Below are 20,994 nucleotides of genomic sequence, written 5' to 3' on the forward strand. Positions count from 1 at the left end.
CTGCCCTGCGCGCAGACCGCAGAAAGTGATCCAAATATGCCAAAAGCTACTCTGCAGATAATCTGCCCATATAACTATCGCTATTCCATATCTCCTCAAATTCTTCTTCCCTAATGGCCAATGCAAAAAATCCCCCGCCCCACTCTCCTGAATTCAGCTCTGCCACAGAAGGTATGGAAAGAATCTCAATAACATCACGATAGAAATCCTCTATACATTTCACTTTCCTGTCCGCAAAAATCTCAATTGCCCTGAGCGCCAGCCGCTCATCCTCCAAATCAACCTCATAAAGGTAAACAACGGGCATATCGTCCGATTCATAGTCAGCAAAAACCTTGATATATTCCACATTTTCTTTCATATGCGCATCCTCCCCGGAATCAGCTAAGCACAGTAAATATCCGGCAATTTCACCGATACCATCCACACAAACATAAACCAGCACTCACCCGGCTATGAATTATTGTCCCTATTTCTGCGGTATCCGGATGGGGACATCCCTGTAAAGCTGCGGAACTGGCGGATAAAATGGGTCAGGTTATTATACCCCAGGGACTCTGCGATGGAGGATATGGTCCTGTCCGTAAACAAAAGCGCATTTTTTGCCGAATCAATCCTTGCACGGATGAGATCCTCCATGGGAGATGTCCCATAAAAGGATTTGTATACCGTATAAAAACGGGACTCGCTGAGGGGGATACGGGCCGCCATCTCCGCCACAGTCCATGGATGATTCAGGGAAAGAAGCACCTCGCTGCGAAGCCTGCGTAAGCCCTCCGAGGTGGTGGTATCAATAACAGCAGTATACTCATCCGACAGGGAACGGGAAAGCTTTATAAATAATTCTGTCATTTTCAGCATTATAAGCCGGTTGCTTCCTGATTTCCGGGAAAAATACTCGCTTTCCATCTCCTGCACAATGGCCGTTATCAATTCCGGCTGGCGTGGGTAAAGAAGTGTATCCAGCGGAAGGTCCAGGCATTCCGGCAGTCCCTCCGGCATTTCGGAAAAATGAAACCAGTCATGCACCAGCGGCTGCCGCGCAATGAAATACTGCGGAGTGCCCGGTGCATAAATGATGCAGGTATGGTTCGGCGTCACAGTTCTTACCCCACCAATGACAATTTCCACACTCGTAAGAAAATGTACAAAGGAATACCCCGGATATCCTTTTCTCCTGTTCAGGCAGAAACCGGCCTGTTCCGGCCAGGCATGGCGAATTCCATATAACAGCGGCATAATATTTTTTCCTTTCTGAATTTATTACACATTATATTAATCGCAGTAGGATATGTCAACAAATTCATAGGTTATGTCATTGAATATACAGGAATGGTTTGGCATGATTGACTTATACACAAAACATGAATTATTGGGAGGAAATGCTATGAATTCAAGAGAACGCGTACATGCTGTCCTTAATCACCAGCTTCCGGATCGTGTACCGAATGGATTGGGCGGCTGCGAAACAGCAGGACTGCACGTAATAGCTTATGACAATCTGCAGGAGCTTATGGGCGTGGAGCAAAAGCCCGCCAGAGTAGATACCTTTATGATGAATGCCGTTTTTGAAGAACCCGTAATCCGTGCCATGGACGGAGACCTTATCCTGCTTGCCTCCCCTAATATGTGTAAAAGTGATCTACGGGGAGACGCAGACGGGCAATGGAAGGAACAGAAGCTCTGGGGAAAAACCTTCTCCATACCGGTGCAGGATTATTTTAGTGTAAACAGCGATGGATACCTGGTCTGGGACAGCTGCGGCGGAGTAATCTGCCCGAAGGGCTCCTATTATTTTGATCAAAATGAGGCTGTTGACCTGATGGCTGAAATCGAAGTGCCGGATCCGGAGCAATTCCATCCCAGGGACACAATTGAAGAAAAAACACTCCGTAATCTGGAAAATGCCGCGAAAAAATTATATGAAGAAACGGATCTGTCTCTCTGTCTTGGGGAAAGCATTACCGACCTGCAGGTAGCTCCCGGCGGTATGATCGGTTCCATGGTTTTAATGATGGAAGAACCGGATGTGATGCGGGCGCTGCTGTCAAAATGCGTGGAAGCAGGCTTAAAGCAGATTGAGCTGCTGGAACAGGCCGTAGGAAAATACGTGGATATCCTATCGGTGGCACATGACTTTGGCGACAACAATGGCGTTACCATCGGCGAAGAACTGTGGAGGGATATTTATAAGCCTTTTTATAAACAGTTTTTCCAGGGCTGGCGCAGCATCACCAACATGAAAATAAATCTGCATTCCTGCGGATCCATCGCGTCTATCTTAGGGGATCTCATCGAATGCGGCGTTCAGATCGTTAACCCTGTCCAGACCTCCGCCGCAGGTATGTCGGCGGAAGCCCTTAAGCAACGCTTTGGAAAGGATGTGGTTTTCTGGGGCGGCGGCTATGATGCACAGCTTATTGATATATCCTCCTCTTACGAGGATGTCTACAGAAACGTTTATAAAAATGTTAAAATACTGGGCGCCGGTGGAAATTATATTTTTGCAGGAGTCCATAACCTGCCTGCGAATATGCCGGAGCATCATCTGAAGGCTATGCTGGATGCGTATCGTGATGCACGGGACTATTAGAACCGGCAGGAACTACCAGATTAAGCGAGGCCGCCGCTCTCAATTATCTGAATGATGGAAAATTTAAGCGGACGGCAAAGCATTTCATTCCCCGTCCAATGAATCCCAATGCCCGTTGGCGATCCGGTAGACAGGATCGTCTTCCCGCTCACAGTTGACCAATACGGAAATCATCAGTTCATCAATTTCCGGATCATCTTTCATCCGATCCAATACCTCAAAAGCGCTCTGACGCAGCACATCCGGGTATCCCGGCTCGATGAACGCCATAGCAAGGTCCTTTGCATCGGCTCCGGGCTGCCGTGCGGCATACCGCAGCAGCCGCGCCGCCGAGTCCGGATCCTCATGATCATCATCCATCGCCAGACATCGAAGCCCTTCCGCATTCAGTTCCACCCCCGGGTACAGCGCCAGCGCTCCCGCATCGGCATACATGGGGTAACGCTGCGCTGCCTTTATATACTCTATGTCCCATACCGGACCGACACCGGAGGCGATCGGCGGAGGCGTTCCCCTTCGTTTCCTTCCCAACGGGCAATCAAAGAGTTTTTGCTGCGCAGGGGTGATGATATCCGCCGCCGGCGTCTCGCTCCCGTCCGGCCAGACAATATGCAGGATTCCCTCTCTCCAGATACGCCCCGGACGCGATATGGTCAGGGCCGGCACTGTTTTTTCCTCCAGTGCACAGGCGCAGGCGCGGTGGTGCCCATCCAGAAGGACACTCATATATCCCCAGAGCGAATAGGCCAAAACAGGAGGAAGCGCCTCCCCTGCCCTGAGGCGCCGCCGATAGTTCTCCGCCTGTTGAGGATCGTACTTTTGTGCGCTCTGCGCAGGATAGAGATAGCAGGGGAAACAGGGAAGCACACGATGCTTATCTGAATCATAGTACTCCGACGTCGCTTTGAATGACGTCAATGACTCCGGTACATCCCAGAAGAAATGCCCGTCACCATCGGTTGGATAGTAATCCGAATAAGACAATACATAAATTCCCGGCTGGAGCAGGCCAAGGACCGGCCTCACCCGCTCCAGCGCATCCGCAAGTCCGGCATATGGCTTATCCAATGCAGCCCGGACCGAACGAATTTCCCTGCAGCCCTCCGGTATCCCATACCCTGCCGCCAGCATACTCTCACAGGTAGGGGAGCCGTTGGCCTGTATCCTGAGCAGCGGGGTTTCGCCCAGATACAGGATAGAGCGATAGTCCGCTTCGCATCCTCTGGCTTCTTTTTCCGGTTCAAACCAGTCCATGCTTAACCTCCCACAGCTGCCCCGCACAGCAAGAAGCAGATGCTCCGAGGGAAATGCCGCCAAACACCCCCTGCGTCCTGCAATTACCTCTATCTTTTCTTTTTGAAACAGCATAATATCCCTCTCCTTCGCCATTTCCATAACACCATCCTATCCTCCATGATAAGCTTTGACTTCCCGGTAAGCTTCACGATGGCATATTCCTCCTTGGTGACGGCCAGATATCCGGTCCGCTGTACAGAAGAATTCATGCAGGCGGTTCCCCGTCATTTGCCGCGCAGCCAGCTGGAATTTATTTATGTTTTTCCATATACTCGGACTTTACTTTGTCTATTGTTTTTCCACCAATACCAAAATTTTTATCTGGTAATTCTTTAATGGTAACAGAGAAAAATTCCTGCGGTACATTCATTATTTCAGATGAAACTTCTGTTAAACGCTTAATCAGATTTTCTTTTTGTTCATCTGATAAAGCTCCGCTTTCAATTGTTATATATGGCATTTTACTCCTCCTTATAAATTGGGATTGGTTAAAACATGGTTTATGGTTGGCTCAGGATATTTCACAAATAATGTTGCAAATTTATTTGCTTTTGGAACCGCCTCATCTAAAATGTCTTTGTCCCCACGCCAAAGTCCTGTTAGCATATCTGTAGCCGGTCTGTATAATGGAAAAATATTTGTTCCCTATCCTCTATTCCTCTACACAACTTTACATTGTTTTCTATAGCCGGCAATGTGCTCATAGACTTTTGTTTATAAGCTTACGAATGTGACCATCAGTATCGTTTGAAAGTTTTTTTAATGCATCTGTATCACAGAATCTAATTGCCAGCTTAGCTGCTTGATAACGTATTTTTTCTGCGCTGTCATCAAGAAATAAATCCAATAATTCATAAAATGTTTTTTGGGTCGCTCTCTCGGTAATTACTTCAGCAAGTGCAATACGGTGACTGATGTTATTTGATATATTAAAAAGCAATTTAAAAAATTCAAGATTTTCTTGTGTAGGGGAAAGCTGCTGTAAACACGCATAATAACATGCGTCAATTTGCTCATGATTGTTCAAAAAGCACGCGCGTATAATTTCATCGTGAATACAAAACTTACCGCTGGAGTACGCCTCTAATGCTCTTATAATAAAATGGATATCATCAGTCAACAACGCTTCCTGCAATTTATCATTTAGCTTAATGGCGTAAGGCATACGAAATATCACACCGAATACATAAAGCCTTTTATGATAATCATTGTCAGATAAATACGGAAGCAAGGCCTCATACGCTTCTTCATCGTCTTTATACGAAAGAGCTGTGCAGCAAACAGAAAAGCAGGACATATCTGCTGCAGCGTGCAGTCTGTCAATAAGCTGTTTGGTTGATAAATTATACGGCACAATAATACCATTTATCATTTCAGGCTTCATTTTGAATTCCCCCTGTACAATTATATTTAAACTCTTATCCTGCTTCAACCCCTTGTTCCATCCTCCGCAGTCAGCAGCAGCTCCACAATCCCTCTCTGCGCCTCCTGCGTATAATAAAACACCTCATATTCATTCCCTTTGGAACTGACCCGTACCTCGGCTTCTATCCCAAAATCCTTCCCATATTCCGTTATCTTCCGCAGCGGCATCCGATTGACGAATTTCAGTTCAAAAAGCCCTTCTTCCAGCAGCATCTGCTCCACCGCCTTTATGGTCAGACGTTTCGTCGCGCTCTCATCCCGTAAATCATTCATCTGACCCACAAGATCACTTAAGGACATCCGCGGGGCATAGTGTATCTGCGACGCGATTTCCTCCGTCATCACAAACTCTTCCTTCGTCTTTTTCCCGCTTTTCGTACCGGCCGGCAGTTCCTCTTTTCCCGCATCCGCTTCCAGCTCCGGCACCCCTTCATAATCCTGCACCACATCATAATCCAGGCTGGAAAAATCCACAGCGCCCAAGCTGTCCGGTTCATCCGTCTTGCCGTTCTCCCGGTTGAACCGGGCAATACACTGCAGGAACTGCTCTCCGTATTTTTCAAACTTGAACTCACCAACGCCTGATACTGACAGCATCTCATTCTTATCCACAGGCCGTATCACGCACATATGCACCAGCGACTTATCCGAAAAAACTATATAAGGCGGCACGCCTTCCTTTCGTGCGATTTCCCCGCGCAGTCCGCGCAGGACTTCAAACAGCCTCTCATCCTCCTCATCCAGATCGAAGGCGACGGCGCCCCTGCTCTTTTTGCCCTTCTTTTCACCGGCAGCCTTCGCAGGATGCTCCTGCTCCTTCGCCATTTTCATCATCACCGTCTCATCCTCTTCCAGGATAAGCTTTGACTTCCCGGTAAGCTTCACGATGGCGTATTCATCGTTGGTGACGGCCAGATACTCATTCAGCATCAGATAATTCATCACCTGACGCAGCTTATAGGCAGGCACTTTGGACAGCTCCCCGTAATGCGGGTTTTCATCCATCCGGTACTGCCTGATTTTCGCCGTGTTTGCACCATGCACCGTGTCTATAATCACATTCGTCCCATACCGCTGGCGGCAGGCAAGCACGCAGCCCAGCAGGACTCTGGCAATCTCCGTCACGTCCACTTCTTCAAACTGGCTTAAGCAATTGGAGCAGTTCCCGCAGTAATTGGAGCCATATTCTCCGAAATACCGCAGAATATAATCTCTCAGGCACTCATTGGTAAAACAATAATAAGTCATCTTCCGGAGCCGGTCCCTGTCCCTCTCCATCACAAGCTCCTTTGTCAGCGGATCCATCTCCTGATTATCCTGGTTATTATCGATAAAAAACTGATTCGTCACCACATCCTGGCCGCCGTAGAGGAGGATACATTCCGCCGGCTCCCCGTCTCTGCCCGCGCGGCCGGCCTCCTGGTAATACGACTCCATATTCTTAGGCATATTATAGTGTATTACATACCGCACATTGGATTTATCAATGCCCATTCCAAAGGCATTGGTAGCCACCATAACCGGATATCTGTCATAAATAAAATCGTCCTGGTTCTGTCTCCTTTCACCGTCACTGAGTCCCGCATGGTAACGGGTAACCGGAAAACCGTCCCCCCGCAGCCGCTCGCAGACCTCCTCCACCACTTTTCTGGTCAGGCAGTAAATAATCCCGCTTTCTTCCCTGTGAAGCTCCAGATAATTTTTCATTGTGGCATATTTATCTTTGGGAGTCTGCACGGCAAAATAGAGATTCGGCCGGTCAAAGCCGGTCGTCAGCACCTCCGGGGTACGGAGCATAAGAATATCTATGATATCATCCCTGACCTCTTTGGTAGCCGTAGCCGTAAAAGCGCCGACCACCGGCCGCTCAGGCAGCATTCCGATAAACTCTGAAATTTTCAGATAGCTGGGACGGAAATCCTGTCCCCATTGGGAGACACAGTGCGCCTCATCCACGGCAACCATGGAAATTTGGGCAGTTCTGGCAAAATCCAGGAATTCCTCCGTCACCAGCCGCTCCGGCGCCACATAAATGATGGGATATCGTCCAGCCTTCGCGTATTCCAATGCCTTCCTGTACTGACCATATGTAAGTGAGCTGTTCAGGAAAGCCGCATGGATTCCCACGCTGTTCAGGGCCCCTACCTGATCCTTCATCAGGGATATCAGGGGCGATACCACCAGCGTAATTCCGGGCAGCATTAAAGCAGGCACCTGATAGCAGAGAGACTTTCCCGCTCCGGTAGGCATAATTCCAAGGACATCTCGTTCCTGCAAAATACCGTCTATCAGCAGCTCCTGTCCGTCCCTGAAGCTGTCATATCCAAAATACTGCTTCAATATCTGATATTTATCCATTTCGTTCCTCCAAATAAAAAGCCCGCCGTATCCGGCCGCCTCTTCCTTTTTTTCCGTCTGTTCTTTTCCGTTATTTTCGGAAATTCAGGGAGATCTCTCTTCAAGACTCACACAATACACACATGACAAGGCGCTTACGGCCTCAACAGAAATTCGATGCTTTCATCCTATCACAGATATGTCCGGTTATGCAATCAAAATGCGCCGTTTACCACGTTTTTTTCCATCCGCCTTTCTTTACGGAAAATCTTTTTCCCAAAAAATCCTGCCGCTGCATACACGATTTTGCTTTCTGAGGCTTTTTAACTTCTGTTTGTAAGTTTAACGATATAACTGGAATTAATTACCAATTTACATAAATAAAATTGTATATAATTACTAAATTTATGTTTTTTATTGTGATTTATATTGACAAAGTTTATAAAGTAATGGCAATATAATAAAAAGATTTAGTTTAACGATAAATATAATATTAATCAAGAAAGAGGATTGTCCGAAAACAAAACAGCCGGATAACCGGCTGCTTCAGGGGAAAAAGCTTCCCGGAGGGTGTTTTACGGAGAACATAAATTGTACTCAGGAAAATAACGGAAGCGGGTTTTATACCCAAAAGGAGGTTTTCAGACAGTCTGAAAAAGGAGGGATGAAAAAGAGTATGAAAAAGCAGAGATTTAAGTCAGGCTTTGAACCGCCTGCGCATTTTGACAGTGGTTAACCCGTCAGGGCAGACACACACCTTCCCTATCCATTAGCTGTCGGATAAGAAAGGCAATTATCTACAATGCAGGGGACTGTAGCCAGAACCTTTTTGCACTGTTTTCCGTTTCGCGGACAATGGGCAGGCAGGACATGCAGGCTGCGGCGGCCCTTACATCATGACCCAGCCCTTGGAGAGGGGCTTTAATAACTACTACTAACCAAGTAAGGAGCGAAATAACATGATTAAATTTTGGAGACAGGGTGCAGCTTTATTGCTGGCCGGCGTAATGGCAGCCAGCCTTGCCGCATGCGGCAGCACCAGTACAGGCAGTACAGGAAATTCAGACAATGCAGGCGCTTCCAATGAAGGCGCAAGTGCCGAAAATACCGGCGGCAGTGAGAATAACGGCGAGATTGTAAAGCTGGTGGTATGGGGCGTCGGCAGTGCCGATACCGAAGACTGCAACGAGGTTGCCGCCGCTATCAGCGAGATTACCCGCGAGAAAATCGGTGTTGAAATCGAGCTTGTCCGCGGTCAGGACGCAGAACAGATCAATCTGGCTCTTACTTCCGGTGAACCCATCGATATGCTGAACTATAATAACGTTAACGGCCAGCTGGCTGCTATTGTACGTAACAACTATGCTACAGCTCTGGACGATCTGGTTGAAAAATACGGACAGGGCGCTCTTGAAGTTATCAATCCTGTTGACTTGGATGCCTGCTGTTTCGGCGGTACACTGTATGCACTTCCCGACATGAAGGACACTTCCCGTTCCGCTGGTTTCTCCATGCGCAAGGATATCGTGGACGAACTGGGAATTGAAGTTCCTGAAATGGGTACTTACGATGATATGTACAAAATCCTGACTCAGGTTCATGAAGCATATCCCGACATGTATCCTCTCGTTCCCACATGGGCCGGCGGCGGTATGCAGGAAACTCTGCCTACTGATCCTCTGGGCGATAACCTGGGCATTCTGGAAAATGTTTACAACGACACCACAGAGGTTGTGAACTATTATGCGACTGAAAGCTATCGCAAATTCTGTGAAATGATGTACAAATGGAATCAGGAAGGCCTGATCATGCCTGATGCTACCACAACCACTGAAAACAACCTGCTCTCCGGCAACGGTTTTGCAATGTTTGAAAACTGGAAGCCCGGCAAGGAACTGGAAAACTACAAGTCCACAGGCAAAGAAGTGGTATTCATGAAAGTGGTTGAGCCTTACAAATATACCGACGTATCCAACGGCAACTCCTTCATCATTCCTTACAGCTCACCCCATCCTGAAAAGGCTATGGAGCTGTGGAACCTGATGTATACCGATCCTGAGGTTTCCAACCTGTTTATCAATGGTATCGAAGGCAAGCATTGGGTATACACAGATGATTCCAAAACCTTTATTACCACTCCCGAAGGCGTGGATCCTAATGCCAGCGGTTATTCCTCCGTTGACTGGGCTTGGCCTAACCAGCAGATTACTCCTCTCTGGAAAGGTGCTCAGGCTGACCTGTGGGATGAGCTGAATAAGTTCAATGAAAGCGGTGTTGCCAGCCCTGCCCATGGCTTCTCCTGGGACAGCAACCCGGTATTGAACCAGGTTACCGCCTGCAACAACGTTGTATCCGCATACCACACAGCACTTCGCTGGGGCGCTATGGACCCGAATGAAAACCTTCCCAAGTTCATTGCTGAACTGGAAAGCGCCGGCATCAATGAAATCATTGCAGAGAAACAGCGTCAGCTGGATGAGTTTCTGGCAGGTAAGAAATAAACTCCGGAAACCCTGATATAAACATAAGCATGCAAAAAAGGAAGGCGGGTATGGGTTGCTCCCCAACCCGCCTCTTCTTTACACATTATCAAATCATAGGGAGGACTAAAATATGAAGAATGTCAGAAAAAAGCTGAAACGATTCTGGCCCCTTTATTTGATGTTCGTGCCTGGCGTCATCTATCTGTTTATCAATTGCTACATACCCATGTTTGGCATTCAGATCGCGTTCCGACAGTATAACGCCAGAGACGGCATCTATGGCAGTCCGTGGTGCGGTTTTAAAAACTTTGAATTCCTTTTCCGCACAAAAGATGCCTTCGTCATGATCCGGAATACCCTGCTCTATAACCTGGTATTTATCGGGCTGGGCACCATATTGGCTGTTGCAGTGGCCATTATCCTTAACGAAGTCCACAGCAAAAAGGCCAAACAGCTGTACCAGACCGTAATCCTCATTCCCTACCTGATTTCCATGGTTATCGTCAGCTATCTGGCATTTGCTTTCCTGAGCAGCAGCAATGGTTATATCAACAACTCGCTTCTGGCTGCTTTCGGCGCAAAACCTATCGACTGGTACAACAGCCCTAAATACTGGCCTGTCATCCTGGTTGTCATCAACATCTGGAAAGGCCTGGGCTACAACATGATACTGTATTATGCCACCATCTGCGGTATTGACCACACTTTGTATGAGGCGGCCGTGGTAGATGGTGCCAGCCGTTGGCAGCAAATCAAAAATGTAACACTGCCCGGCCTGAAATCTACAATTATCATTTTGACCCTGATGGCCCTGGGCGGTATCTTCCGGTCTGATTTCGGTCTGTTCTATCAGGTTCCCCAGAACTCCGGTCCCCTGATCAGCGTGACCCAGACCATCGATACCTATGTGTACCGCGGCCTGATGCAGACCAACAACATCGGCATGTCCTCCGCAGCAGGCGTATATCAGTCTGTTGTAGGATTCATTCTGGTAGTAACCGCTAACTTTATTGTCCGCAAGGTGGACAATGAGAGTTCCCTGTTTTAAGAAGGAGGCAGCATATTATGGTAGACAAGGGAAAAGGATTCCAGATTTTTGCTCATATCCTGTTGAGCTTTCTTATTATTTGTGCAATTGCACCTTTCATACTGCTGATTATGTCCTCCATCACTGAAGAACAGACTCTGATCACAAACGGCTACAGCTTCTTTCCTGAGAAGTTCAGTACCTATGCATATGAATATCTGTTTACGAAATCTGCCGCAGTATTCCGCGGTTATGCAATTTCCTTTCTGGTGACTGCAATCGGTACGGTGTGCAACCTGCTGTTCACCACACTGTATGCCTATCCGCTTTCACGGAAGGAACTGCCGGGCAGGAACATATTCGCCTTTTATTTATTCTTCACCATGCTTTTTTCCGGTGGTCTGGTTCCCTCATACCTTATGTGGACCCAAACCTTCCATATCCGCAACACCGTATTCGCCCTGCTTATCCCCAACCTGCTGATGAGCGCTTTCAACGTTATTATGATGCGTACCTATTTCACCGCTAATATTCCGGATGCGGTCATTGAGGCGGCCCGGGTTGACGGCGCCAGCGAATTTAAGATACTTTTCGGCATCGTACTGCCCATGGCCCTGCCCATCATCGCCACCATCGGCCTGCTTGTTGGCCTGGCCTACTGGAACGACTGGATGAACGGTCTGTACTATCTGAACGACGATCGTATGTTCAGTATCCAGGTACTGCTGATGAATATCCAGAGGGATCTCGACTCCCTGCGGCAACAGGCGCAGGCCGGAGGCAATATCAACACCGCTGATCTGCCTTCCACCTCAGTCCGCATGGCTCTGACCGTAATGGGCATTCTGCCGGTTATGGTTATATATCCTTTCATGCAAAAATATTTTGTAAAAGGTATTGCCATCGGCGCTGTAAAGGGTTAAGCAAAAGACTTAATTCTCCAGTGCCCTCACAGCTACGGAAAAATTACAAAAGGGAAAGTCCCTGCGGCACAGAATGCCCGGGACTTTCCCTTTTTTTACCATTCAGGAAAAGTTACCGTACTGATATGGGGCGCAACGCCTGCAGTCTCAAGCTTCCCCCTGTATGTTTCTTCCCAGGAATCATTCCAGCAATAAAGCCGGAAGCACCTGTAAAAATGGTATCCATACATACAGACTACGGCCAGAACCAGCAGCCAGAGCGCAAAGCCCATGAAATCCGCAGGCATGGGCTTTGCGGCCATTCCCGCTGCCCCGGCCCACCTCGCCAGCGCTTTAAATACAAGGGAATTCTCAGACCGCCTTCCGCCCCCAAACGCCTCCGGCCCCACAATACGCCTGTCATCATAAAGAAATGTAAACACCGCTGTCATAAGACAGCCAACTGCCACCTCAACACCTGAAAATATCAGCTTATCAAAATAAACCTTAAGCCTCACATAGACCTCCAGGCTCCTGTCCACGGCACGTCCCGGCAATTTGCCCTCTCCCATGCCGCCGCAGAGCATCAGGTTGCTTAAAGAGGCCATCAGCCCGCCGGATAATACCATCGCCGCTTCTTCCGTACGCCCCCTTCGATTGTCAACTATCAGCGCCGGCGCGTTCTCTTCTGCATTTACCGCATATCCCACGCCGCTTTCAGCGAATTTTTCCCACTCCTTATCCCGTTCCTTCTGTGTACGGACTCTTCCAGAACCGCCGAGGAAAAGCCCTACAACAGCACAGATCGAAGAAAAAAATCCCACAATCCCGGCTGTCAGGACTGCTGCCGCCAGCCCCGGAAAATTCCGCAGGATCAAAAGGAAATAACCTCTCTTCTTCTGCCCTGCCAGCAGAATGCCGCCAAGCAGGCTGCACATAAGCCCCGGCGCCACATAAATCAGGCCGACGCACGCCGCAAATTTCCCCAGCTCCGCCGCGCCCTTCGGCCTCCAGGCGCTCATCAGTAACAGATAAAATGCGCTGAAAAACAGTGCAAAAACACCATATAGGAAAATAATCCCTTTATGCTCCTTATGCAGTCTGAAAGCTGAAAACCGTTCTTCCTTCATAATCACTTACCTGCTTTTTACCATATCTGTTTATCCTGGTTCCGTTTTATTCCGGCTTCTGTGTATTCCATTTCCTGCCTATCCCGGCTTGTACGCATCCTGATCCCTGCTTATCCTGGCCCCGGTCCGTCCGAAATCAACTCTCTGCCTGCGCCCAATCCTTGCAGACATCCACCCATTCACAGGCTCCGGAGTATTCCTCCAGTTCCTCCATGTTAACTTCAATCGCGCTGTTGCTGCTGCCGCAGGCAGGGAACACTGTGTCAAAACGTTTCAGTGATTCATCCAGAAAAACCGATATATTCTCATTCACAGCAAACGGGCACACGCCTCCCACAGCATGTCCGATTTTCTCTTCCACCTCGATGGCAGGAAGCATTTTCGCCTTTTTCCCGAATTTTGCCTTATACTTTGCGTTATCTATTTTTGCATCCCCTGCAGTCACGATAAGGATGCAGCGATCCCCCAAATCAAAGGACAGTGTCTTCGCAATTCTTTTGCCTTCGCAGTGAAGCGCCTGCGCCGCCAGCTCCACCGTGGCGCTGGAAACCTCAAATTCCAGAACCCTGCCGTCCGCATTCCATTTTTTCAAATAATTCCTTACCTTGTCAATTGCCATTTTCCTGTCTTCCTTTCCGCTGTCCGGCCTTTTTTACAGACCCTATTTTATAACAATCCCCAGCAGCCTCGCAAGCTCCGCCGCCTGATATAAATCCGTCACCGCTCCCCGCAGCTCCCCTTTTTCCTCCGATAAAACAATGCCCTCAATCTCATTCCCGCGAAGATCCATTCCCTTTAAGGGCGTATGGAAAAAACTGGCCCGCTTCAGGTTCAGCCCTTTCCATTCCATTTTCTTAAAACGGCAGTCCGCCAGATAGCTTTCCTGCATATCGCAGGCGTTCCATATCGCCGATTCCCACCTGGTTCCACTGAAATTGGCAAAAGAAAGGCCGCACTCCTCCATGCGTACCTCCTTCAGCAGGCTTTCATGGAAATCCGCACCCACCCCTTTTACTGAAAGGAATTCGCAGCGGCTGAAATAACAGTCGTCCAAGCGGCTGTTGGACAAATCGCAGGTCTTAAACCGCACATCGATAAAACTGGCTTTTTCGAAATTACAATGGAGGAAGGTACAGTTTTCAAAAATCACGCCTTCCAGATTTATTTTATAAAAATCCTGGTTTTCCACCGTCAGTCCGCGGATATGGCATTGCTCCACAGGCATATCCTCCCTGCAGGCATTGCCAAGAAGCGCCAGGCCGTCCTCTGCTTCCCTGAGCGAACGCCCCAGCTGCGGCGGCGCGACTCTTACCATTTTTTTCTCCATGCCCATTTCCCCCTGCATTATTTTCTGAGGATAAGTCTAACACAGTACGTGAAAAAGGAAAATGGCATAATTGCACAAACCTCCGCGAACAAAAAAAGGACACCGGCAAAGCGGGAAACGCTGCTGCGCCCGGCTTCGCCGATGCCTGTAAAGGAGGAAACTTCCAATTCCATATTATCCAAAACGATTGTCCGGCCTGCCCTGCGGCAGACGGAATCAGCCTTCAATTGCTATATAATTATGCTCTTCCACCTGTTTCTTTTCTTCCTTTTTGGGAACGGAAAGCTTCAGGATACCATGCTTGAAGCTGGCTTTAATATCAGCCTGTTCCAAATCCTCGCCAACATAGAAGGTACGGCTGCAGGCTCCTGCGTAACGTTCTCTGCGGATATACCTGCCTTTCTTCTCGTCTTCCTTATCCAGGCCCTTCTCTGCGCTGATTGTCAGATAGCCGTTCTCCAGCTCTACCTGAATCTCGTCCTTCTTGAATCCGGGCAGATCCACATCCAGTTCGTAGGAATTATCTGTTTCACGCACATCGGTCTTCATCAGGCGGGAAGCATTTTTGCCGTACAACGGATTCTTTTTCCCAAAGAACTCCTTGTTCAGCTTCTTCTCCCATTTATCATCAAACGGAAAATCCATGAAATCATCAAATAAATTCTCTCCAAAAATACTGGGCATCAACATAAGTCATTCCTCCATTCTTCTGAAATCAGACACCAGTTACCACAGCATTCTCCTCTTACAGCGGCCTTTCTCTATCCGGGCCGCTGCATCCGGCTTTATTGCCGACGGCCTTGTAAGCCTTGCCACTTTGTCAGCCTTCAATCGCAATGTGCTTATCTTCTTCCACCTTCGGCTGCGCTTCTTTCTTAGGAACGGAAATCTTCAGGATACCGTTCTCAAATTTCGCCTTGATATCGTCCTGCTTAATATCCTCGCCCACGTAGAAGCTTCTGCTGCAGGAACCCACATATCTTTCTCTTCTGATATATCTGCCATTCTCGTCCTTCTCACCGTTATCTTTGTTCGTGGAAGCGCTGATGGTAAGGTAGCCTTCCTTCAGCTCCGCCTTTAAATCCTCTTTGTTAAACCCGGGCATATCAATGTCCAGTTCAAAGCTGCCGTCCGTTTCCCTGATATCAGTTTTCATAAGGCTGTTCGTGTTGAAATTCCTGAACGGAAAGCTCATCCAGTCGTCAAATAAATTTTCTCCAAAAATACTAGGCATTAACATAATTATCGCTCCTTTTCTGTAAAATAAAAATTATCGTTTACATGTCTGGAACGCAGGTTCCGACTCCGGTATAAAAGTACCCTCATCTTTCGATGTTTATTGCTTTTTGTATCTTTGTCCTTTCCTTTGTTCTATTTGTAATATAACACGCATTATTAGCAATGTCAAGAGGTGAGTGCTAATTATTTTCTTTAATTTGTGGGGGCGGCTTTTCATAACGAAAGTTAAATTTGTGGAGGCAGAGGTTTAATGTTGGAGTTAGACAAAGTTTTATTCACCCTCCAACATCATAATATTTATCACATACACTAGCCACAGCACTTTCAATTTGATACAATAGATTTGTAGAAATAATTAATATATGTAATCACTAACTTTTGTTTATATTCAAAGCTAATATGCCAGGAGATAACGATGTCAATTCCCATGTACAAAAAGATTCAACAGGATCTATTTAATATGATTGCATCCGGCCAGCTGCGGGAAGGAGATAGAATTCCGTCCCAATCAGAATTGGTCGAGCAGTATTATGTAAGTGCCATTACGGCCAAAAATGCCCTGAATTCACTGGCAGACCGCGGACTAATCACTCGTATAAGGGGAAAGGGATCATTTGTAAGTAAAAGTCCTTATTCCATTTCCCGGACGGACAGTAATGACCGTCCTATTTCAATTGGTGCAATTTTCCCCAGCGCATCATCGCTCATTGATCAAACATACATGATGTATTTGAACGAGCTCTGCCAGAAAAATAATTACCGCCTTTACTCCTGCTGTTCTCAGGAGAATGTAAGAACTGAAAAAGAGCTTTTGAACCAGTACATAAAAAGCGGTGTCCAGGGAACCATCCTTTTTCCTGTAGTTACTGAAATGAACAGCCCTATGATTTCAAGACTGATCCGTGGCTGCGGTACAACAGCCCCATATCCTCTTGTTTTTATCGATCGCTATCTGGAAACTACCGGGGGATCCTATATTATTTCAGATAACCGGCAGGGATCCCGTTTAGCTGCGGATTATCTTCTGAATGCAGTAGGCGAACAAATTGCGATATTACACTTTCCCCTTTGCAACAGTACCGTCACTGAACGATATGACAGTTTTAGAGAAGCCTTCGCCAATGCAAGGCTTCACTTTACCCCAAAGAACGACTGTATGATAGATGATCTTCGGCTTCTGGACAAAAGCAATGAAAATCGTATTGAATATATCATGGCTTCTATTCTTCAGCATCTGCGCAAATACAGCCAGCTTCGCGGCTTTTTCTGTGCCAATGCAGAAATAGCACAGATTGCTTATTATGCTGTAATCCAAATGAAACGGACACCCGGTGTGGATTTTGAAATCGTCAGCTTTGATCCTCCCTATTTGCCTGGTGTCCATTTTATACAACAGGATTACCGTACTATGGTACAGAATGCGATAGATTTGCTGATTACACAGATCCGGGGGGATTTTACTGTTGTTCACACACGAATACCCACTTCATTTATTTACATGGACGCTCAGCCTACTCACACACAAAGCCTGCGCTATCTAATCAAAGGACCCAATCAGATTTACTGACTTAAAATATTTTTAGTTTACCTTAAATCTCTTAATATATAAAAAGGCACAGAATCATATGAAGCGATTCCGTGCCTTTTAAATCATACATTTTTCTTTTTATATTCCTGCTATTATAAGAGCAGGATTACAATACTATGTTTATGATTCAAATACAATTGTAGGATCCATACCATATCTGCCTGTATACCGGCCATAAATTGTCATACCGCCGCCGCTGCTTTTCAATATAAGTTCATGCACTCCTGCTTCCAGTGCATTCGTCGGCAGCTGTACTTCAAATCTTTCTCCGTAACCAAGGCGTCCAGTATTGCGGTAGTTATAAGGATTTCCTCCCTGTGAACCATTTGAGAACAGAGCACGCTCATCTGAAGGATCATCCTGAGGTTTTAGTGTATCCGTATATTTGCCATCCCAGTATACCTCTATCTGTGTCCCAAAAAGAATTTCATCCGTCACTTTAATGGCATTTTTACCTTCTCGCGCCCCTGCCTCCAAAATAAGCAGACTTGCCGTTATAGTTTCCGGCAGTTCTACAACATAGCGCAGTTCTCCTTTTCCGCATACACTGACTGCACAGACACCTTCTTCCTGGAAAACCTGTACATAGTTTCCATCTGCACGTGTATACATGCCAGGAGAAATTGTGATTTCACCCATCCGGTTGTCCATGCAGGCTTCCTCTATATAAAGCTGAATATAATTACGGCATAAAATATCTCCATCATCCTCTACATAGAAAAAGACATATGCCCCACGCATTTTTTCCGGGACAGTAAATTCAATAGTATCCTGCAGCTCCACAACGAATGGCTTAAAATCTATGGAACGTTCTATAGTAATAATTCCTTCTATATAACGTCCCAGCCAATCTATACCCGTTACAGTCACATGCAGTACGGGGTTTTTCATATCCCGCCATGCGAAATGGGAAGTATAAAGGTCAATACTCAGTTTTTGACCGGAATGTACATGTTCAATACGGTTACAGTCAGCTACGACCATATCCATATTATTGACCATATCATATCCCAGCGGATTCATATGATGATCCACATAGCCATAGTCACGTTCATAACGTTCAGCTGTCAGCGGCCCGGAATCCTCCATCTCATGTGATGCAACATTCATACGTAAATAGCCTGCAATTTTCTGAAACATTCGCAGCTGCATGTCAATTCCATTAATATGCAAAAATTCGCTGATAAAGATAGGTTTTCCTGACTGTATTGCTTCACCAACACAATGTGGTGCACGGACTCGATTAATATAGTTGTAGGTTGAACCAGGATAGCAGCTTTGTATCAACGTTTCCCAACGTTCTTTTGCCTCCCAATGCTCTGCAGGATAATAGTGAAAATCATTAATTTCACAAGCCTCCGTTTTACCAAACCCTGAGTTATCGCAGACAAGCACGTGAGGCCATGCCTTCTTTGCCCGATATCCATTATCCCGCAGGAACTGATAACGCAATTCATTTTCCCAGGGCGTACTTACATGGCAGCCTTCCACTCCCCATGATTCATTGATCGTAGAAACAATTACAATACTGGGATGGTTATGTAAACGTTCAAGCATGCCATCCAGTTCACGGTAATAAGCCTTTTGCCATCGGGGATCTTCCGGAGTTGCATAAAAATTTCCCGGATGCTCTGTCCATACCAGCAGTCCCCGCCGATCGCATTCATTGTACCAAAGTGGTTCATTCTCTTTAATATGTACGCGTGAGAGATTATAACCATATGCTATCGTTCGATCAATATCATAACGGATGGATCCTCGTTTGCCCTCTTCTCCCTCTTCATCAAGACTACGATAGGTATAGATACCAAAAGCATTGTAGCACTGATCGAGGATTCCGATCACATAAAACGGCAGATCATTTAGATAGAGATATTGATACTGCTCCAGTGGATCATCCGTATCCTCCGGACTATGTCCCGGCAGCCAACGGCATTCTACCTTACGCAGTCCCACATGACTTCTGACAGAGTCAATGCCTTTTCCACCAATTATAAGCTCTGAAAGAACTTCATATAACCTTCCATGACGATATTCCCAGAGTTTGGGATCATCTATGATTATTTCCGTTTTTCCCTCACCAGCGCATAGCGGAATATCCACCTGATATAACCTTCCTGTTTCCGGAGCTGTCAGGGTCATTTCTACTATCCCATCCGGTGCATTCTCTGCGGCCACTTCTGCCAATACTGCTGCATGCGTACATACGCCATTTGTAAAATCCAGTATAGGGGTCAGCCGGACGCGTGTCAGGTGAGCTTCTGCCCGAGGCTCTATCCACACACTTTGCCAAATCCCCGGAGCACTGGAAAACCAAAAAATCTGTTTTCCCATATTATGAGAAAGAATATCATGAGGAAACTGAACTTTCACCACCAGCACATGTACAGATCCAGGTTCCAGAAGTCCAAGGTCGAACTCCAGATCACTGTATTCATCCTCCCTCATTCCAAGATAATCATTATCAAGCCAAACATAAGTTACATTAGAGCTCGCACCAATATGCAGGATTATATGCTCGTTATCCGGAAAAGAATCCGGTATAGTAAAATTGCGTCTATACCATGCGTATTCTCCTGTTAAATGATAATTGTTAAACTGCGTATTCATCTCATGTAATGTACTGCCGCAAGCCAAATGCTCTTCACCAAATCCCATCAGGGAAGCCCAGGAAAATGGTACACGAATATGTCGATCATACTGAGGTGCATGTTCTTCATACCAATGCTCCTTCACTCCCACATTATTCGGATCAAACTGAAACTGCCAGGTTCCGTTAAGTGAAAGCCATCCATGCCCACTACGATCAAACATAGGACGGTTATACTCACGGCGTGGAGTAGTTTCCGGAGTCTGCGTCTGTAAATGAATACAGCAGGAATTCAATTGTCCGGGAATACAGCACAGTTCCCTGCGCGTAAAGAGAAATCCCTCTGCTGCCACGATAAGAACCTGCTTTCCACGTGGCACATTTTCCAGCGTAAAGAATCCCTCCTGATCAGTCAGCGTAAAGAAATGATCAAATCCCGCTAAATGAATTCCCGCACATTCCACAGGCCGTTCCTTGTTATCTAATATCTGTCCCGAAAGAGTACATATAGGTGCAAAACCATCTATCATAGCCCAGTCCAGATAAGCATGGCATGCTTCAAATCGCTCATGCCAAGGGAGTGCCTTAATTAATGCACGGGCATCTCCTGAAATTTCCGGAATATCTGCCTCCAGCAGAAAGTTATCAAATAGCTTTGCCGTATAGTGTTTTCCCTCTCTCTGCAGTGTCAGCCGGACCGGAAACGTCTTATTCCAGGCGACCTTTGCAACTACCAGCCATTTGGGCTGACCGCCGCTCATAAAGGCCTCACCATTCTGACTGCCTGAATGAACCCTCAGTTCAATTTGATCATTCGTTGCAGCAAGAAGCACGTATTTTCCAAAAGAACTGTTCCCGGCATAGAAGCCAACGCCGCACCCCATGCACTCTTCATCCCATCCGGTAAATTCAGCTGCAACAACACTGCTTTCCTGAAGAAAGGCGCGGCTCAGCAGACAATTTCCTTCATTCCATATATCATGCTCAGGAAGCGCAATGCAGGAATTTCCCACGTGATACGGCATCTCCAGGCATGGTGTTGTCATGTTGCAGAACT

General features: G+C 46.9%; 17 protein-coding genes. 5 read left to right on the forward strand and 12 right to left on the reverse strand.

Features of this window, described 5'->3' with window-relative positions:
- Nucleotides 1–46 precede the first annotated feature (46 nt).
- Together HMPREF1548_RS26875 and HMPREF1548_RS26880 are read right to left on the reverse strand one after the other, a co-directional pair.
- Complete coding sequence (locus HMPREF1548_RS26875) at nucleotides 47–361, reverse strand: DUF6881 domain-containing protein (RefSeq protein WP_035324242.1); 315 nt, start codon at nucleotides 359–361, stop codon at nucleotides 47–49.
- Between the two features lie 92 nt (nucleotides 362–453).
- Complete coding sequence (locus HMPREF1548_RS26880) at nucleotides 454–1,239, reverse strand: helix-turn-helix domain-containing protein (protein ID WP_021639989.1); 786 nt, start codon at nucleotides 1,237–1,239, stop codon at nucleotides 454–456.
- A 148-nt stretch (nucleotides 1,240–1,387) separates the two neighbouring features.
- Here HMPREF1548_RS26880 and HMPREF1548_RS26885 point away from each other — a divergent pair, with 148 nt between their 5' ends.
- Nucleotides 1,388–2,593 carry a uroporphyrinogen decarboxylase family protein gene (locus HMPREF1548_RS26885; protein ID WP_035324192.1) on the forward strand — a complete coding sequence of 402 codons (1,206 nt, stop codon included), beginning with the start codon at nucleotides 1,388–1,390 and terminating at the stop codon, nucleotides 2,591–2,593.
- 84 nt (nucleotides 2,594–2,677) lie between these two features.
- Here HMPREF1548_RS26885 and HMPREF1548_RS26890 read toward each other — a convergent pair whose 3' ends face one another.
- From HMPREF1548_RS26890 to recQ, 4 genes are all read right to left on the reverse strand, one after another.
- A complete protein-coding gene (locus tag HMPREF1548_RS26890) occupies nucleotides 2,678–3,988 on the reverse strand; it encodes a hypothetical protein (RefSeq protein WP_021639991.1) in 1,311 nt (436 codons plus the stop codon).
- Nucleotides 3,989–4,139: 151 nt separating this feature from the next.
- Nucleotides 4,140–4,349: a 4-oxalocrotonate tautomerase DmpI gene (dmpI, locus tag HMPREF1548_RS26895; protein ID WP_021639992.1), complete on the reverse strand. Its 210-nt coding sequence runs from the start codon at nucleotides 4,347–4,349 to the stop codon at nucleotides 4,140–4,142.
- A gap of 240 nt (nucleotides 4,350–4,589) precedes the next feature.
- Complete coding sequence (locus tag HMPREF1548_RS26900) at nucleotides 4,590–5,273, reverse strand: hypothetical protein (protein ID WP_147332396.1); 684 nt, start codon at nucleotides 5,271–5,273, stop codon at nucleotides 4,590–4,592.
- Between the two features lie 44 nt (nucleotides 5,274–5,317).
- Entirely contained in the window at nucleotides 5,318–7,672 is a 2,355-nt protein-coding gene (gene recQ / locus HMPREF1548_RS26905; protein WP_021639995.1) for a DNA helicase RecQ, read from the reverse strand.
- Between the two features lie 938 nt (nucleotides 7,673–8,610).
- Here recQ and HMPREF1548_RS26910 point away from each other — a divergent pair.
- From HMPREF1548_RS26910 to HMPREF1548_RS26920, 3 genes are all read left to right on the forward strand, one after another.
- On the forward strand, nucleotides 8,611–10,152 hold the full coding sequence (locus HMPREF1548_RS26910; RefSeq protein ID WP_021639999.1) for an ABC transporter substrate-binding protein: 1,542 nt from the start codon (nucleotides 8,611–8,613) through the stop codon (nucleotides 10,150–10,152).
- Between the two features lie 112 nt (nucleotides 10,153–10,264).
- Nucleotides 10,265–11,182 (forward strand): ABC transporter permease, encoded by a 918-nt coding sequence (locus HMPREF1548_RS26915; protein ID WP_021640000.1) that lies wholly within the window; start codon nucleotides 10,265–10,267, stop codon nucleotides 11,180–11,182.
- Nucleotides 11,183–11,199: 17 nt separating this feature from the next.
- The gene (locus HMPREF1548_RS26920; protein WP_021640001.1) at nucleotides 11,200–12,084 is read left to right on the forward strand and encodes a carbohydrate ABC transporter permease; all 885 of its coding nucleotides are present in this window, start codon (nucleotides 11,200–11,202) and stop codon (nucleotides 12,082–12,084) included.
- Nucleotides 12,085–12,179: 95 nt separating this feature from the next.
- Here the strand turns inward: HMPREF1548_RS26920 and HMPREF1548_RS26925 are convergent, their stop codons facing one another.
- From HMPREF1548_RS26925 to HMPREF1548_RS26950, 5 genes are all read right to left on the reverse strand, one after another.
- A complete protein-coding gene (locus HMPREF1548_RS26925) occupies nucleotides 12,180–13,193 on the reverse strand; it encodes a hypothetical protein (RefSeq protein ID WP_021640002.1) in 1,014 nt (337 codons plus the stop codon).
- A 136-nt stretch (nucleotides 13,194–13,329) separates the two neighbouring features.
- The gene (locus HMPREF1548_RS26930) at nucleotides 13,330–13,812 is read right to left on the reverse strand and encodes a YbaK/EbsC family protein (protein ID WP_021640003.1); all 483 of its coding nucleotides are present in this window, start codon (nucleotides 13,810–13,812) and stop codon (nucleotides 13,330–13,332) included.
- A 42-nt stretch (nucleotides 13,813–13,854) separates the two neighbouring features.
- Nucleotides 13,855–14,520 (reverse strand): pentapeptide repeat-containing protein, encoded by a 666-nt coding sequence (locus tag HMPREF1548_RS26935; RefSeq protein ID WP_035324196.1) that lies wholly within the window; start codon nucleotides 14,518–14,520, stop codon nucleotides 13,855–13,857.
- Between the two features lie 216 nt (nucleotides 14,521–14,736).
- The gene (locus HMPREF1548_RS26945; RefSeq protein WP_021640005.1) at nucleotides 14,737–15,210 is read right to left on the reverse strand and encodes an Hsp20/alpha crystallin family protein; all 474 of its coding nucleotides are present in this window, start codon (nucleotides 15,208–15,210) and stop codon (nucleotides 14,737–14,739) included.
- Nucleotides 15,211–15,340: 130 nt separating this feature from the next.
- Entirely contained in the window at nucleotides 15,341–15,760 is a 420-nt protein-coding gene (locus tag HMPREF1548_RS26950) for an Hsp20/alpha crystallin family protein (RefSeq protein ID WP_021640006.1), read from the reverse strand.
- Nucleotides 15,761–16,174: 414 nt separating this feature from the next.
- Between HMPREF1548_RS26950 and HMPREF1548_RS26955 the strand changes: the two genes are divergently transcribed.
- The gene (locus tag HMPREF1548_RS26955; RefSeq protein WP_035324199.1) at nucleotides 16,175–17,326 is read left to right on the forward strand and encodes a GntR family transcriptional regulator; all 1,152 of its coding nucleotides are present in this window, start codon (nucleotides 16,175–16,177) and stop codon (nucleotides 17,324–17,326) included.
- 141 nt (nucleotides 17,327–17,467) lie between these two features.
- Here HMPREF1548_RS26955 and HMPREF1548_RS26960 read toward each other — a convergent pair whose 3' ends face one another.
- On the reverse strand, nucleotides 17,468–20,983 hold the full coding sequence (locus HMPREF1548_RS26960) for a glycoside hydrolase family 2 (RefSeq protein ID WP_055725949.1): 3,516 nt from the start codon (nucleotides 20,981–20,983) through the stop codon (nucleotides 17,468–17,470).
- Nucleotides 20,984–20,994 lie beyond the last annotated feature (11 nt).

The sequence above is a fragment of the Clostridium sp. KLE 1755 genome (assembly GCF_000466465.2).
In the GTDB taxonomy this organism is placed as follows: domain Bacteria; phylum Bacillota; class Clostridia; order Lachnospirales; family Lachnospiraceae; genus Eisenbergiella; species Eisenbergiella porci.

What these genes read in the sequence shown, in the direction of transcription:
- HMPREF1548_RS26875 (WP_035324242.1), bottom strand. Translation starts at nt 361, where the DNA reads ATGAAAGAAAATGTGGAATATATCAAGGTTTTTGCTGACTATGAATCG.
- HMPREF1548_RS26880 (WP_021639989.1), bottom strand. Translation starts at nt 1,239, where the DNA reads ATGCCGCTGTTATATGGAATTCGCCATGCCTGGCCGGAACAGGCCGGT.
- HMPREF1548_RS26885 (WP_035324192.1), top strand. Translation starts at nt 1,388, where the DNA reads ATGAATTCAAGAGAACGCGTACATGCTGTCCTTAATCACCAGCTTCCG.
- HMPREF1548_RS26890 (WP_021639991.1), bottom strand. Translation starts at nt 3,988, where the DNA reads ATGGAAATGGCGAAGGAGAGGGATATTATGCTGTTTCAAAAAGAAAAG.
- dmpI (WP_021639992.1), bottom strand. Translation starts at nt 4,349, where the DNA reads ATGCCATATATAACAATTGAAAGCGGAGCTTTATCAGATGAACAAAAA.
- HMPREF1548_RS26900 (WP_147332396.1), bottom strand. Translation starts at nt 5,273, where the DNA reads ATGAAGCCTGAAATGATAAATGGTATTATTGTGCCGTATAATTTATCA.
- recQ (WP_021639995.1), bottom strand. Translation starts at nt 7,672, where the DNA reads ATGGATAAATATCAGATATTGAAGCAGTATTTTGGATATGACAGCTTC.
- HMPREF1548_RS26910 (WP_021639999.1), top strand. Translation starts at nt 8,611, where the DNA reads ATGATTAAATTTTGGAGACAGGGTGCAGCTTTATTGCTGGCCGGCGTA.
- HMPREF1548_RS26915 (WP_021640000.1), top strand. Translation starts at nt 10,265, where the DNA reads ATGAAGAATGTCAGAAAAAAGCTGAAACGATTCTGGCCCCTTTATTTG.
- HMPREF1548_RS26920 (WP_021640001.1), top strand. Translation starts at nt 11,200, where the DNA reads ATGGTAGACAAGGGAAAAGGATTCCAGATTTTTGCTCATATCCTGTTG.
- HMPREF1548_RS26925 (WP_021640002.1), bottom strand. Translation starts at nt 13,193, where the DNA reads ATGAAGGAAGAACGGTTTTCAGCTTTCAGACTGCATAAGGAGCATAAA.
- HMPREF1548_RS26930 (WP_021640003.1), bottom strand. Translation starts at nt 13,812, where the DNA reads ATGGCAATTGACAAGGTAAGGAATTATTTGAAAAAATGGAATGCGGAC.
- HMPREF1548_RS26935 (WP_035324196.1), bottom strand. Translation starts at nt 14,520, where the DNA reads ATGGAGAAAAAAATGGTAAGAGTCGCGCCGCCGCAGCTGGGGCGTTCG.
- HMPREF1548_RS26945 (WP_021640005.1), bottom strand. Translation starts at nt 15,210, where the DNA reads ATGTTGATGCCCAGTATTTTTGGAGAGAATTTATTTGATGATTTCATG.
- HMPREF1548_RS26950 (WP_021640006.1), bottom strand. Translation starts at nt 15,760, where the DNA reads ATGTTAATGCCTAGTATTTTTGGAGAAAATTTATTTGACGACTGGATG.
- HMPREF1548_RS26955 (WP_035324199.1), top strand. Translation starts at nt 16,175, where the DNA reads ATGTCAATTCCCATGTACAAAAAGATTCAACAGGATCTATTTAATATG.
- HMPREF1548_RS26960 (WP_055725949.1), bottom strand. Translation starts at nt 20,983, where the DNA reads ATGACAACACCATGCCTGGAGATGCCGTATCACGTGGGAAATTCCTGC.